This is a genomic window from Agarilytica rhodophyticola (assembly GCF_002157225.2).
Lineage (GTDB): Bacteria > Pseudomonadota > Gammaproteobacteria > Pseudomonadales > Cellvibrionaceae > Agarilytica > Agarilytica rhodophyticola.
This window is the reverse complement of record NZ_CP020038.1, coordinates 5,810,258-5,825,341: the sequence shown is the minus strand read 5'-3', so window position 1 is coordinate 5,825,341 and position 15,084 is coordinate 5,810,258. Positions and strand designations below refer to the sequence as shown.

General features: G+C 39.8%; 11 protein-coding genes. 4 read left to right on the top strand and 7 right to left on the bottom strand.

Annotated elements, in window-relative coordinates; all coding sequences use genetic code 11:
• Positions 1 to 143 precede the first annotated feature (143 nt).
• The gene (locus BVC89_RS24120) at positions 144 to 2,516 is read left to right on the top strand and encodes a TonB-dependent receptor (protein WP_086933662.1); all 2,373 of its coding nucleotides are present in this window, start codon (positions 144 to 146) and stop codon (positions 2,514 to 2,516) included.
• Between the two features lie 160 nt (positions 2,517 to 2,676).
• Entirely contained in the window at positions 2,677 to 3,057 is a 381-nt protein-coding gene (locus tag BVC89_RS24115; protein WP_086933661.1) for a hypothetical protein, read from the top strand.
• A 488-nt stretch (positions 3,058 to 3,545) separates the two neighbouring features.
• Here the strand turns inward: BVC89_RS24115 and BVC89_RS24110 are convergent, their stop codons facing one another.
• From BVC89_RS24110 to BVC89_RS24075, 7 genes are all read right to left on the bottom strand, one after another.
• Positions 3,546 to 4,784 (bottom strand): family 43 glycosylhydrolase, encoded by a 1,239-nt coding sequence (locus tag BVC89_RS24110; RefSeq protein WP_086933660.1) that lies wholly within the window; start codon positions 4,782 to 4,784, stop codon positions 3,546 to 3,548.
• Between the two features lie 281 nt (positions 4,785 to 5,065).
• Positions 5,066 to 5,890: a spondin domain-containing protein gene (locus BVC89_RS24105; protein ID WP_158658100.1), complete on the bottom strand. Its 825-nt coding sequence runs from the start codon at positions 5,888 to 5,890 to the stop codon at positions 5,066 to 5,068.
• 21 nt (positions 5,891 to 5,911) lie between these two features.
• The gene (locus BVC89_RS24095; RefSeq protein WP_086933657.1) at positions 5,912 to 6,748 is read right to left on the bottom strand and encodes a spondin domain-containing protein; all 837 of its coding nucleotides are present in this window, start codon (positions 6,746 to 6,748) and stop codon (positions 5,912 to 5,914) included.
• 483 nt (positions 6,749 to 7,231) lie between these two features.
• Positions 7,232 to 9,709, bottom strand: coding sequence for a hypothetical protein (locus BVC89_RS24090; RefSeq protein ID WP_086933656.1), 2,478 nt, complete (start codon positions 9,707 to 9,709; stop codon positions 7,232 to 7,234).
• Positions 9,706 to 10,584, bottom strand: a complete 879-nt coding sequence (locus BVC89_RS24085) for a peptidoglycan-binding domain-containing protein (protein WP_086933655.1) — start codon at positions 10,582 to 10,584, stop codon at positions 9,706 to 9,708. Before BVC89_RS24085 ends, BVC89_RS24090 begins: the two co-directional genes overlap by 4 nt.
• 23 nt (positions 10,585 to 10,607) lie before the next feature.
• Positions 10,608 to 11,885 carry an OmpA family protein gene (locus BVC89_RS24080; RefSeq protein WP_086933654.1) on the bottom strand — a complete coding sequence of 426 codons (1,278 nt, stop codon included), beginning with the start codon at positions 11,883 to 11,885 and terminating at the stop codon, positions 10,608 to 10,610.
• A gap of 11 nt (positions 11,886 to 11,896) precedes the next feature.
• Positions 11,897 to 12,772, bottom strand: coding sequence for a hypothetical protein (locus BVC89_RS24075; protein WP_086933653.1), 876 nt, complete (start codon positions 12,770 to 12,772; stop codon positions 11,897 to 11,899).
• A 240-nt stretch (positions 12,773 to 13,012) separates the two neighbouring features.
• On the opposite strand from BVC89_RS24075, the gene BVC89_RS24070 reads away from it, so the two are divergent.
• Both BVC89_RS24070 and BVC89_RS24065 read left to right on the top strand, forming a co-directional pair.
• Positions 13,013 to 13,759, top strand: a complete 747-nt coding sequence (locus tag BVC89_RS24070) for a metallophosphoesterase (RefSeq protein WP_086933652.1) — start codon at positions 13,013 to 13,015, stop codon at positions 13,757 to 13,759.
• 368 nt (positions 13,760 to 14,127) lie between these two features.
• On the top strand, positions 14,128 to 15,036 hold the full coding sequence (locus tag BVC89_RS24065) for an alpha/beta hydrolase (protein ID WP_342752202.1): 909 nt from the start codon (positions 14,128 to 14,130) through the stop codon (positions 15,034 to 15,036).
• Positions 15,037 to 15,084: the final 48 nt, after the last annotated feature.

Below are 15,084 nucleotides of genomic sequence, written 5' to 3'. Positions count from 1 at the left end.
CTTGCTCAAAAGAAAATTTATGGCTATATACAGAAAAATTGCATAACAATAATAAGGGCCATCTCAGTTAATTAGACTCGCGCAGAGGTCAAAACCAATTAGCAGAGCTGCCCATAATGTAATTAAAAATTCGGAGAAGACCGATGGGAAAACACAAGACTAAGCTGGCAATTGCAATTGCCTCCATAACATTTCAACACTCAGTGATGGCTCAAGATTCCGCTGCTACCGACAGCCGAAACCTTGAAGAGCTAGTCGTTACTGCCCAGAAGCGAGAAGAAAAATTATCTGAAGTTCCTGTGGCTGTTTCTGTTTTGGGTAGTGATAAAATTGACTCTGCTTTTGCCGGTAATTTCGAAGGTTTGCAAAGCCTTGTACCGTCGGTAAGCTTCCGCAAAGGAACCACATCACGTAACTCAGCAATTACCGTGCGTGGCATTGGTACGATATCTTTTAGTGTGGCTGCTGAGCCAAGCGTTTCTACGGTGGTTGATGGCGTTGTACTCGCCCGTTCTGGTCAAGCATTTACAGACTTGTATGATTTGGAACGCATCGAAGTATTGCGCGGCCCACAAGGTACATTATTTGGTAAAAATGCATCCGCGGGTGTGGTCAATATCACCACTAAACGTCCGTCAGATGAAACTGGAGGATTACTGGAAGCGACTTTATTACAAGGCCATGAATACCGTCTTAAAGGTAAGATTGAAGGGCAGATAAGCGATAATGCCAACGGCAGCATAGTGGCTGTAAAGTCCGCATATGATGGCAATATATTTAACGTATTTAATAATCAGCAAGTTAATGGCTATGACCGTCAGGGAATTCGCGCGATGTTAGATGTTGCGGTTAATGATGATACTAATATGTTGTTTATTTTTGAAAACACTGAAGCTGATGACGACTGCTGTGCCGATATTGAAGCCCTCCCAAGTGGGCGCAACCCTAATTCTGAAGCTGCGCCTAATAGCCAAGGAATTGTTAATGGTGTAGCAGATTTAGATCTAAACCAACGTCGAGTTGATCATGATTTCGAGTCCCGCACAGTAGATGAAAACACTGCATTTTCAGTGCAACTTGATACCAACCTAGGAGAATATGGCTTTACCTCAATTACTGCATATCGAGAGTGGGATAACACTGAGTTTAGGGAAGGTGATTTTACCTCTATTGCAGGGGATTCAAACGAGCCTGTCTTTGGTGTGCCTTTTCAACTGCACGATATTGGCCCACAAACTTGGCGGCAATTTTCTCAAGAAGTTCGTTTGGCCTCTCCTACCGGCAACGCACTTGAATGGCAAGTAGGTGGTTTTTTCTGGGATTTAGATTCAGAGCGCAGTTTTACGCGAGATGCAAGTTGCCAAAACAACAACGGACAATTAGCGAGCGAGATAGGATTTTTCTTAGAAAATGATAGGGGTATCAGTAACCCAACAGATCAACAAATTGCCGATTTTATTAGCGACGAGAACATAAGCTGTAACGCCAACGATATTGTTAGCGCAACAGCAAGAATGAGGACAGAGTTTAATAACTGGGCATTGTTTGGTGATGGTAAGTACCATATTACCGATAGCTTCAGATTACTCTTTGGTTTTCGCTATACCGATGACGAAGTTACCTTCGATCATAACAGACTTAATAATGATAGTTTTGGTAGGCGTGGTGTTGGAGTAAGACCTGCCAGTGAGAATACTAACTTCAATGGTAAAACCGATGAGACTGATTTATCAGGAAAGTTTGGTTTGCAATATAGCTTTGAAGAATTTGGTACTTTATACACCACATGGTCGCAAGGTTATAAAGGGCCCGGATTTAACGTATTTTTCAATATGGCGCAGAATGATACTTTGCCTATAGGTGAAGAAACTTCTGATGCTTATGAGTTTGGATATAAGTATGCGTCGCCTAATTTCTTGTTTAATGCTGCAATTTTTAAAACAGAAATAGAAGGCTTTCAGGCGAATAACTTTGACAACTCTACCGGTGTGACTATCACACGTTTAACCAATGCCGGTAATGTATCAACACAAGGTATTGAATTAGATTTCTTGTGGCAGGTAACAGATGCTTTGACTTTATCTGGTGGCTTAGCTGAAATTGAAGCGGAGATAGATGAGTTTTTCTGTCCTGCAGGTGCTGCCTGTACAGATCGTTCAGGCCTTGATGTGCCTTTTTCTCCAGACACTAAATATTCATTAGCATTAGATTACACCATGGCTTTGAGTAACATGGATATTTTGTGGAATGCTTCATACTCATATACCGATGAGCAGGTCAGTGCACTGCCAGATAATGAAGGTAACTTTGCTCCTTTCTTGTTTTTGCCTGACTACGGTTTGTTGAATGCGAGCATAGCATTTTCATTTAACGATGACGCCTATAGAATTAGCTTAATTGGTAAGAATCTGACTGATGAGCAATACTTCTCGACCTATAGTGGTGACGGCTTCCGTTATCAAGTACCAAGAGATGCAGACCGCCATTTTGGTGTTCAGTTTAGAGCCCAGTTCTAATTCCTACTTGTATAGTGTCGCTTAAAGTAAGCGGCACTATTTCAACAATTAAATACTATATCGCTTGTTCGATAGAACCCTTCGTACTGTTGATTTTGAATTCAATAATCGTTATTTTGCTGACATAATTTTTGTGAGCATTCCTTTGGGGGTTAATTGAGTGAAGAAGTTTTTGTCAAAAATAAATCATCTCACTTTGTTATTATCTCTGAGCGCTTTGGCTGCTTGTGGCGTAACTAATAATATAAAATCTAGCCCGCATGTCGCCCGAGCCCCATTACAAAATAATGACGTCAGTATTGAAACTGTTGATAGCCTGGAGTCGGAAATAGATGACTCTGCATTTGCTGAGCTTATGGAAGCTTCAGGCTTACCTAGCTACGACGCTGATGTAAGTTGCAACGAGGTGTTAGAAGATTTAAGGAAAAAGGATGTAGAGATTTTGTCTATTGAGAAATATGCAGTGGTAGCACAGTCTCATAATATGAATTTCCAGATGAAGTATAGATTTGATCAAGGAGAATGTAGCGAGCGTTTGTAGTTTTTCTTTACAGCGTTAAAAACAGTGATTGATAAGACAATAAGGAAAGAGAAGCATATTGTTTAACCTTATCGCATAGCATTCTTATGAAATGCCTTAGCTAGGCTATGAGGTATACACAAAAGGTATTTGAATCCTAAATCGACTGCCGGGATGAAAAAAGTAAGAGTTTGCAGTAAATTTTACGATGCTTCTTGTATTGCTTGTTATTTATACCAAATAATTTGTACCAATTAATCTAGTAAATTAATAAAATATTTTTTCAAATGAGTTTATGAGACTCTTAGATGTCTCAAATTGCGATAATAAAAAGTCGGCATCGAAATAAACCCCAACAATACCACATGTCATAAGTAGTGCGATAAATCCAGCGGCGACTAGAATTTTATCATCAGCAGTCATAGTTTATTTTCTCCAATAAATTAAATATGTTAATTGAAAACACGCTAATAAGGTTGAAAAAAATTCTTATTAGCGCGATAGATTTTTTAATTACCTAATGATGGTGTGTTAACTTTTCTATCAGGTCTAAATGGTTTTACTCTACCACGCCTGCTTGTGTCAATATCTACGAGACTATACATGGCTTTACGGAAAGCCCAGGTGTCACCATGGTTAGAGAAATGGTCGTGGTAAAATGAAAAATATTTATTTTTCCATTTCACTACCGAACCATGCATGGTGCCCTGGTTGCCAAAAGCATGTACTTGCACACCTGGGCGAGTATCGAACATGCTGTAGGGCTGATTGTTATTCCAAGCGACAGCATGTTTTAGCTCATAACCGGCGGGATAAAAGCCACCACCTGGCCTAGACTGTCTACTGGCACTAACACTTGCATATTGAAGCCATAAATCATTATTAATAAAGTATGCATGAGGGCCTTCTAGATAGCTGTTGCTATCGAGCTTTAGATCTCTAGGATTCCACGTGGATGTGAAATTCCCATCGATACTAGACATCCAGATAGACTTTTCGAAGAGAGGCTGGCCGTTAGGTTTGAAACGCAAAGCGCCGGTATTTTTGTCTCTTGCTTGTACCGAACCTCCTTTTGCATAAAAAATATACCAGTTTTGCCCCACTTTGATAACAGAGGGATCAAATACATGGTCGAACCCATTAGCTGTGGAAATTGGATTAGGCCTGGCAGTAAATGGACCAAGCGGATTATTGGCCGTTGCTACCCCAATTGTTTGATGACCATTATCTTTTCTAATAGAAGGGAAAAACATGTAGTAGGTGTTGCCATTTTTGACAACATCTGGCGCCCACATAGTAGCACTACCACCGTGGCCATCGGTGGCTTTTCTCGCCCAGGGGACACTTGCTTGCCAAACAATTCCGTTGTGAGTAGCCCAGTTATTTGAGTTTAAATTGGCGTCAGAAGATGAAAATACACGGTACTGCTGCATGCAAAACTGGCCTTGGCCTTTGTATCTTTTATTCTTTGCACGGCTAGTGTTACATAAGTCTCTGCTATCGGTGGATGTATAGACATACATTTTTTCAACACCGTTATGAGTAAATACTTTTGCTGTAGGGTCTGCTGTGCCCTCAGGGGTTGTTTGTCCTAATAGCGGCTCCCAAGTGTTTAGGCTGGGCATTTCAGCACGATTTCTTAATGGCTGAGCGTGAGTTGCTGTAGCGATAGCCGTTGTAATAGTTCCTAGTATTACTAAGCTACTCAGCCTGAAGTTAGTAATTTTTTTAAGACGGGTGATATACATTTATTACATTCCTCTATGGAAGTCATTATTATTTGTTTAATATCTGGTCAAAAAGATGTTTTTACTACTGCTCAAGTTTCAACACTATATACTCATTTTGTAAACGATTACAAATCTGCTTGCTCGTTTTTTAATGCACTTAACTAATTTATGTCTAAATTTTAGTTTGGGATTGCGTTCTGCTGCCGCAACTGGTTAATAACATGCGGTGTTTTAAAAAAATACAAAAAAAGGCCCCCATTATTGGGAGCCTCAAAAAGGGTTTGAAAGTGTAACTATGATTATTGGGTTCGTGTAATCACAATTCTTGACGCAGGATTATCCCAGCGGTCTATTTCTGTTAACACTGAGGTGCTCAAACCCTCTCTACTTGGGTCATTGCTATTGGCCGAAGTAACGACACCAGGGTGGAAGTGCACTCTATCGATAAGATCGTCTCGATCCGCGTTAAAGCCTTCCGCTGCGCCACCTGCTGCCATGGCCGCAGGCCCGGGCATTGTGTCTGCCGTTTCAGTATTTGCTTCTGTGCCAGAGTCCCAGGTTGGAGCATTGACAATCCTGCTTGCACCTACTGCCATGTTACTAATGTCGAGTGCGTTGGTGCCGGTAAAAGCGTCATTAGTATCAACTAGCATCGTTAAAACAGTGAGCCTTAAATTGGCAACATCTGAAGCTGGTATACTAATGGTGTTATCATCACCAATAGTAAGCGGTGGTACAGGCATAACACGCATAGACATAATATGCTCTGATGCAGCTTGGGCTTCAGATATCAGCATATCTGGATTGCCACCTTCTGCGAGTGTTTCTAAACCAACGGTCGCTGGCTCGCCATCCATAAAGCTATTAAAACCACCTTGGTGCATAATAATTGCAGGCGGAGACATAGGCTGACTTTGAGTTAAATTAGTCACCGAAATTGTAAACATTGCCATTGGTGTTGGCGTCGGTGTGGGTGTAGGCGTTGGTGTGGGTGTAGGCGTTGCAGTAGCCGTTGGCGTTGCAGTCGGTGTTGGCGTTGGAGCCGGACCATCATTATCACTGCCACCACAGGCAACAATTAACGCTGTTAAAAGCGGTAGAGAGCCGAGTTTCAATATTTTCATTTTCTTTTTGTCCCCCAGGTTCTATGGCTGTGGCACAACAATAACAACGCGCGCTACTGGGTTTAGCCAACGATGAACTTTAGAATTTAAATCACTGGCACCCGCAGAGTCGTCAGTATCTCCTAACACATTGCGGTGAATATGCACTGGGCCATCAGTACCGTCTTCAATTTCTCCCGCTACCACTTGTGCTCCAACACCTGTACCGCCTATGCCCAAATCAACAACACGTGTTGGTGCTGGGCCACCAGCAACACCTGGCACACCGTAACCGCCTAGAGCATTACCTGTACCTGCTTCTACTACATCGGTACGAGCAGAGTTTAATTCGTCGTTCAACTCAGTGCCTGCATCATAAGCATTTAAGGTATAAGTGTAGGTGCCTGGTTCTGTTGGAATACGAATATTGTCTAAGCCTGCAAATGCATCGTTAGTTGGAATTAACATTGTCGCCATAGTTATATATTCAAAGTCACCAGCATCAAAACGATAAACGGCACTTGTACGTGAGGGCCCTAACAGTCCGCCGAAACGCTGCCAATTGTTTGTAGGGTTTTGTACTAATGCATTTTCTGCTGCAGGTGTACCTCCCAATTGTGCCTGAAAATTCTGCCCAGTTGACGCAGGGTTTTGGATATCATCAATAACCCCCGCTTCTGCTAACCATGCTAGAGCAGTACTTGCTGTTTCGCCAACCTGAAATAAATCCTGGCTGCCGTCATGAGCAACTACTAGACGTGGAGTGAAACTTTGGCCGTGTGTTAAATTTGTAATTGTAATGTCTAGTGTTACCGCTTGAGCTGATCCCATCGCCAAGGCAGATGCAAGCGTTGCCACTGCTATTTTACATAATTTCATTTTTGCTCCTCATCGCAAGTAATAATTAATTAAATAAGTGCTTTTATCTGTACTGCTTTAATTTAATTTTGGTTGCACGTTAGCTGTGAAACTTAATCACATAAAAAATTTTCTTGGCGAGTATAGAATAGGAAGAAGAGGCTTTGATAGTTAGGCTAATTTTTAACGAGACAATTTTTTTACAAAATAACCTCGTTTTTTATAGGTCATGTAAATATTTTAGCTGCTAACTCGCCTTTTTTTTAACTAAAAGAGCGAGTTATTCTACAGATGTAATTTAAATATGATGTTAATGAGATAGTTATATTTATTCTTGTGATTTTTCTGTGATCTTTGCGTGACCCATTCGTTAAGTATTTGTTAAGAGATTTGTAAAGCTTTTTAACTTATTTAGATAATTCGTAATAAATTTAAAATAGATATCATAATTTAGTTTACAAAGCATTATTAAAATAATATATAAATTGATAACTTTTTAAAATATCAATTATTTACTTTTAAGCCTTTATCCTTAAGTTTATCTAGTAAAGAATATATATCCTTCACATTGGGTAAAACATCCCTCCACTCATTTAAACTTGGGAAAGGTATCGCTCTGACTGCATATAGATCGTTTCCATTAGTAACAAAACGCGAGAATGCACGTTTTCCCGTTGGGCTCTTCCAGTGTTCTAAATGTGGATGAATAAATGTAGGTAAATATGTTTGACTTGGGTCACTATGTGCAGAGTCAAGAATACTCTTGTGCTTTTCATGCAACGGAGGCTTGAGCATAGTTATCGACTTTAAAGGCTTAGAGCGTGTTGTACCCCCCATAGCCGTAAAATATATTTGTCCTTTGTCAATGGCAATACTAAATCTATTATCTGCTACTTTGTACCAGTTAAAAGGTGTGCATCCCATTAATGAATGTTTTTTCCCTCCTTTATTGTCTTCGACTTTTTTTCTAAGGGCAGACCCGGATTCTTCATATACATAAAGTTGTCCCTCAGCTGATGCATCAGAAGGGCAACAGTCTATACCACTTAAAGGTTCATACGCGGCAATATATCCTGTTGTTGGAAGCTCTTTTTCATCGAGTAATTTTCGTAAAGGTTTTACTTTGACAATGCCCCATTCATGGCCAGATACCGCTACTACATTAATATCTGTAAGTTTGCTGGCTAGATTCACTTCACCTCCTCGTGAAGTTTTTATTTTGTCGGTATTCTCCCTAAGTTTTTTAAGCGATTTTATTTTCCCTCTAAGTTTAAAGCGAATTTTATATGCATCATTCATGCTATGTCGGTCGCTAAATCTTTTTGTTTCATTGCATTTGACCCCTCGCATATTTGTGAGATAAGGCTCTAAATCTCCAGTGCTCGGTCCATAGGACGAGAACATTGTCCAATATTTTTGCGCAATTAACCTATCCATAGCTGCTGCCCATTGTCCTATGTTATGAGCAATATCTTTATGCAAATCTATTAGAATTTTTTTACCTGCGGGTTTTGTATCTTTACTCTTGATTGAGTAATATAAGGTTTGCATAAAAGCATTCGGCTTAGTCTTAGGTGCAAGATCTTTTAACTTGTCGAACCTTTTTTTCGGAACCAGCTCACCTAAGTTAGGATTCAAAGCCATTGCCTTATTAAGTAAAACATTCCAAAAAGCAGTTTCACCATATATTTTCTCATAGAGCACATTTATTTCTTTATATAATCTCTCAAGATTCTCTATTTTTTCTTCTCTCGTAAACTCTGGGGCCCACATCTCAATATCTGATGCGGCAACACGATGATAAAAATCATGGATGGGGTAGCCAGAATTATTAACTGTACCTGAAACAGAACCTTTACCTGTAGACCAACTTTTTCTGTCTATACGTATCATATAATTTGTTAGCCAGAGTAGGGTGTCTGAACATACTCCACCAGGTGTCATGGGTTGATGCTGTGGTAGTAAATCAAGGCTTTCTCGTGTTGGTAAACATCGTGGTGGATCATGCTTTTTAACATCGTGACACCAGCCTGATGTAAATAAACGATAGCTTTCTTGTAAACTTTTATCTCCGAAGCTTGACCATCGAGGGCTATTAATAACGGCGGCATACATCATGCCTCTAGCATAGACATGATGTGTTTTTGTTGGGCCTGTTATGTTTTTTTTTGCCATATCTTCGCTGGTTTCAGGTACGGTAGCTTCGACCGAAATAGCTTTGCCACTATCGTAGAATTTATCAGCATATACTTTTTCATTTAAATGATAAAAACCGGCACGAAATGCATGTAAAACATTCTGAAATCGCATAGCAAGACGATTATCATGAAGGGGAGCATTTGTTGGCGGTGGCGATTTGCCATCTGCTGCGACTACTGAGTTACCCAGTAAATAGCTACCCTCCGGATTAAACTTCATAATATCTGTAAATGAAGGCTTATTACCGTATTGTTTTAAGCCGCAGCCTCCCAACATTTTCCACAATGGAAATTCCACTACATCGCTGGTAATAAATGTTGCATCTGCATTATTCACTTGGCCTTCTACGGTCGCTAATCTAGGAGCCTGAGGAGACTCTTTAGTTGGGTTGGGCCAGGGAGTAGTCACTAAACTGAAGACCTGTTCTGCGTCATGCCAATTTTTACCAATGAGTGATTTTGCATATTCTTGTTCTAACAGTGTTCGAAGAGCCCCTCTCCAAAGGCGCACCTTCAAGTCAAAGGGGGGGTGATCAATGGTCACTTCCCCATCTCTAACGCCATGGATAGCACTATCGCTTTGTGATGGAAAAAATGATTGATACCAAAACTTTATCATCTCTAGGCCACTGTGAAAGCTTGGATCATCTAGCTTATACCAGCGTTTAAGTGAAGTTTTGCAAGCTTTTATTTCGTTTATCCAGGCTTGAATCAACTCAGCATAACTTATTTGTGATATAACAACAGCTCTTCTTCCTGGAACAATCCAATTTAATTTGCTCATGAACTATGTGCCTCCTTTAATTTTTTTTCATCGTCCTTAGATATCGTACCCGTCACCTCTATTTTAGCTGCTTTTTGAAATCGCTTGATGGCTAATGGAAGCTGAGTTTTATCACTTTCATCTTCATCTATAATAAAATGTCCGAGGTGAGCTAAACGTGCTTTTAAACCACTTTTCTCATTAATAGGATCTAGATAGCCTAACATTAGTTGATAGATTTCTATCATTTTTTCTTGCTCGATCGTTTCTTCAACGAGTAGACGGCAATTTCTTTGTAACGCCGGTATATTGAAACTGACACTACCTCTTTCATCTGTGTTATTTTCAATATATGTATCATTGATCTCAAGTCGACAAGGTAAGTTCTTTCTTGCTTTGCCACCGCAAAGAAAACGTATGCGAATCGTTGTGGTTGCTGCAGGTTTTAATTTAAAGACGGTTTTGTCAGCAATGGATACGGACAGATATTCATCATCAGCAGCAGGTATATAAATCTTATCTCCCAACATTAGTTGATTATGAACACGGTTTTTATCTTCACTAATTTTCTTATTTTCACTTTGTTGAAGGATAAATTCTGGTGTTAGCTGATAGTAAGCGGCAATAGATACCAAGCAGTCACCTTGTTTTATATCTATCCAGCAAGGTCGCTTAGGATATGTAAGTGGTGGTAATATAGGCTCAGTTTTTGAAGGTGGCGATATTTCTTCGTCATCTTCTTCTAGACCTTTTTCGTTATCTTCGTATGGATCGATTTCTATATCTTCTTCTGGTATATCACTCTCTTCAACGTCATCCCACTGCTCATCTTCGCTATTTTCAAGCCAGCTATCTATAGGATCTTCGTCCGTAACATCCTGCATATTTACCGTCATAGTTATTCCTTAGCACTAATGTTTTATTTATCTACGGGGTACCAAGTACCGCTCGGGTAGTGGCTAAAAGATACTTCACATATTTTAGCTGACTTCAAATGCTGTAATTTGGCTGTGCCATTTTCATTTGTTGATGCCTCATATGGCTCTCCATCTATAAGTGCATTAACCTGAGTTCCTTTTACAGGATGATCATTGCTATCAAGTAATACAACTTCTGTTGTGGTAAATATATCGGGCCTTTCAGCTGGACAGCGCTTAGCAAAGCTGTCGTAGAAATTGCAACGAAACCCCGTTTTATGCCGATAGTTTTCGTTGATTAATTGCTTTTTACATGGTGCTATATCAGCAAACTTGCAGGGCAAGGTCGGTTGTCTATCTTTATGGAAAAAATAAAAGGTAACACGACGGTTTTTCTCTGAGGCATTGTTACTCTCTTCGACTAAATTAAATTCTCCACAGCCGGTAAAACCTGGTTCAATAAAGCGCTCCCTAGGTAGGTCAATATCGTGCTTACTAGACATATACGCACCAAAGAGAGACTTGCGGAAAGGTGCGTTATTATTGATGGGGGCGTCCTCTGGCAGGCTGGCAAAGGCCCTCATGGCGGAACGAGTAAGAGGCCCAATTTTGCCATCGATCGGCCCTGGGTCGTATCCTAAATCTTGTAGGATTTCTTGTATTGCAGCTAGTCCCCAGTCTTCGTCTTTATGATTATATAGTGTTTCCCACACATCTGGATCATTGACAATAAATGCATAGGTACTCCAAGCTCGACGTTCACTTAGTTTTTTATTATAAAGTTCATCGCCAACGGCATCCGTGTGTCCAAAAATTAATACTTTAGCATCAGCTTTTTGTTTAGCTAAGTCTTCCAGTTGGACTAAGTCTTCGGCGACACTAGGTCTGATAAATGAGCTGTTAAAACCAAAAGTAACGGAAGGAATTGAACAACAGCCCAAAAACTGCTTAGGGGTGGTTTTTTTTCGCAGTTTAATCTCATGGACTTGTTGAAGAGGAATTAGCTGCTGTTGAAATTGTACTGGAATTTTAATTTCATTCTTAGCGTTATCATCGGGGGAGAGTGCCAGTGTATTATCTTCAGTACGTGTATAAGCCGCCAGCTCATCTCGCATAAAGTTTTCGGCTTCATCTTTGTCCGTTGTTCCCCAGTTATACTGAGAAATGTCTTGCCAGCTTATGTTATTACCAAGCTGGTTTTGCTCTTTTGCAATCGATTCTAAAGTATCACCTTTTTGCGGCTTGTGCGATTTTGCGTTGTCCAATCTATTAAATGCCATTGCTTTCCCCTCTAACGTATCTTTTCCATTGAACAGAATTCCCAACCGTCGTTGTCCATAATTTCTTCAATTTCACAAAACCCTTCATCGAGGTTATTTAGATAAATGCTACCTTTGTTATCTGAAGCTTTGATAACCACGGTTCCGTCCGGACGCTTAATTCTAACTTTAATTCCAACGAGAGGATTTCCACTCTGTTCATCTCGTAATACAAACTCAATCCAGGGTGCAGTAGGAGGGGCTAGCTCGACAGAACGTGTACCAGGCTGATTATATGTTTCCTGTAGCTGTTCTTTTGATTTTGGCCTCGGTAGGATCGGTGTTCGATAAACAACAAAAAGTGTCCTCTCATATAGATGCTGTGCGAGTATCTGCAACGATGTTGATGAATCTTTTTCCGAAATATTTTTATTTAACGTTAACAGAGAGTTTTGTATTGAAAATGGTATATTAGAACTTTCTAAAAAGTTCAGAGCTGCATCAGTTGTTGCAAAACTAAGAATGTGCTTTTTATCGGATAAGCCAATAGAATTTTCCGTTACGATTGAATATGTTTTACTAAATGCGTCTTTAATAAGGGGAGCATCTTTACCAGCAATGAGCTGCTCAGTGTTTACTCGTGAGAAACTGATTCTTCCTTGTACCACTGCAGCCGCAATTGCATTTTCGATGTCATTTTGCGAACCATTGTGACGACTGAGTCCAATGGAGTGGTCGATTCTTCGCCAGTAGTTAGTTGGAACAATGAGTTTACGAAGAAATTGTAAAGCTTGCCTTTGGTCGAGAAAAATTTCTTTATTTTGATAGCTTTTGTCATGAGATAGCGAGGAGTTACCACTAATGTGTATACTGAACTGTTGTCCAAAAATATTACTGATATGTTTCATATAACTATAGTGCCCGCAAGGCCCCTGTATTTTTCCATGTCAAAAGCTCTCTCTCACTAGATATACAGAGACAAGAGAAGATAGAGGACACTGTTAAGTTAAAAAGTAGTAAGTTTTTATCCTTATGTGAATTTGTAAGTATTTACTACCGCCGCTGTGGTTAGAAGATTGATAATGAAGGGTAGCAAAGATGAAAACTATCGAGGTTAAGCCGTTCTATACTGTGGGATTAGCACTGTAATGAAAATTCATGTTTTAAGTGATTTACATATTGAGTTTGGACATTTTCAATATCCCGAATGTAATGCTGATGTTGTTGTCCTCGCGGGGGATATACATGTTCGTGATAAGGGGGTTATTTGGGCTATGGAAAACATTCCTCACATTCCCGTTGTTTATGTGATGGGTAATCATGAATACTATGGAAGTGCTTACCCTAAGTTAGTCGATGATGTAAAAGAAAAAACCCAAGGGAGCAATGTTCATGTACTTGAAAACGATAGTGTTAAACTGGACGGTATCAATTTTATTGGCTGTACTTTGTGGACAAATTTTGAATTATTTGGTAATCCAGAAATTATAGGATATGAATGCCAGCAACTGATTAATGATTATAAAAAAATCCGCCGTTGGCCTAGCTATTCAAAGTTGCGCTCAATTGATGTGGCATCTATTCACTTGCAATCATTCACATGGTTAAATGAAACATTACTCCATTTAAAAGATGAAAAAAATATTGTCGTAACACACCATGCTCCTAGCATAAAGTCGTTGCCAGAGTTCAGAAAGAATAAAGTTAGCAGCGCAGCTTATGCTTCAAACTTGGAAATATTTGTAGCCAAACATAAGCCAGACTATTGGATACATGGACATGTACACAGCGGTAGTGAATATTTTCTTGGTGACTGTAAAGTGGTATGCAATCCTAAAGGTTACCCTGACGAAAATATCACCAGCTATGATCCGTTAAAGTGCATTAACATATAGCCCCTCGTATCTATAAAAGATATATAGCATCGGGAACTATTCAATTTAAGTACCGATCCAAAGCTATTAACCTGGTGGCAGTATATGTTGGGTTAATAGCGGTTTATGGATGCACCGCCGTATGTCGATAGACACGTGCGAGCCCTTATAATCAAGCCTTTTCGAACAACGACGCTTTATGTTAATGGGCGACGGTTAATAGTAGGTATTGTTTACCCGATACAGGTATTTGCAGAGGTAATAATCTGTTACTGGCTCTATTGCGTAACTACCTAAGCTGTGACTATAACCATTATAAATGGGATCATAGTATCCTTTGTAAGATTACACCTACGATTTTTCAATGCTACTTTTAATACTAGATTTTTATGCAAAAGTATATTTTACTCTTATTTGTTATCTGTTTCCTGCTATCCGCTTGCAGTAATCAACCGTTAAATAAGCAAAGCAGAAGCGAGCAGGGAATAATCTATAGCCCGGCAATGAAAAAGGATATGCCTTACTCTGTCTATCTTCCCCCGGGTTGGGATAAGCAAGAGGCCTTACCTCTTATCATTATGTTGCATGGGGCTGGTGGGAATCATCGTACTTTCGATAAATATAATGCGGGTGAACGCCTAGACGAACTTATTTTAGCAGGTGATTTGCCCAGAGCTATTATCGTCAACCCCGAGGGTGAGTTAGGTTTTTGGGAAAATTGGTTTGATGGTACACGCCATTATAGAGATTGGGTTGTCAAAGACTTAATGCCTCATATTCAAAAAAGTTATCCAACGTTAGCGTGTCCTGAGCACTGCCATGTTACTGGGATTTCTATGGGGGGGCACGGGGCATTGCGTTTCGCCTACTATGAGCCTGAAACATTTTCAAGTATCGCAGTTATTAGTGGCCCTATCTTTACTAAAACATATAAAAATAAGTTTTCCTTGCGTAGTGTTTTGATTAAATTACTTTTGCCAACTAAACGTATTTGGGGAGATATAAAAAATGGCAATGGTAGTAAGACTCCTAAAGATATTGATCCCTTTGTCAGCTGGGTTGAAAACCCTAACATGCAGGACATCCGTTTGTTTTTAACTTGGGGGGACAAGGATCATACTGGTATTAGAGAGGCCAATGAATTATTTCAAAAGCATTTAGAGACTAACCAACGTCCACATAGTTGGTTAGTCTATGAAGGTAAACACAAATGGTATGACTGGCATACGGTGATTGCTGAGAGTGTCCGTTTTCATATTGATCGCAAAGCAAATACGACTACAGATGTCTCTGGTTGATGGCTGCTTTAAATTATTACGCAGCCTTAAATAGATTGATAATGCAAA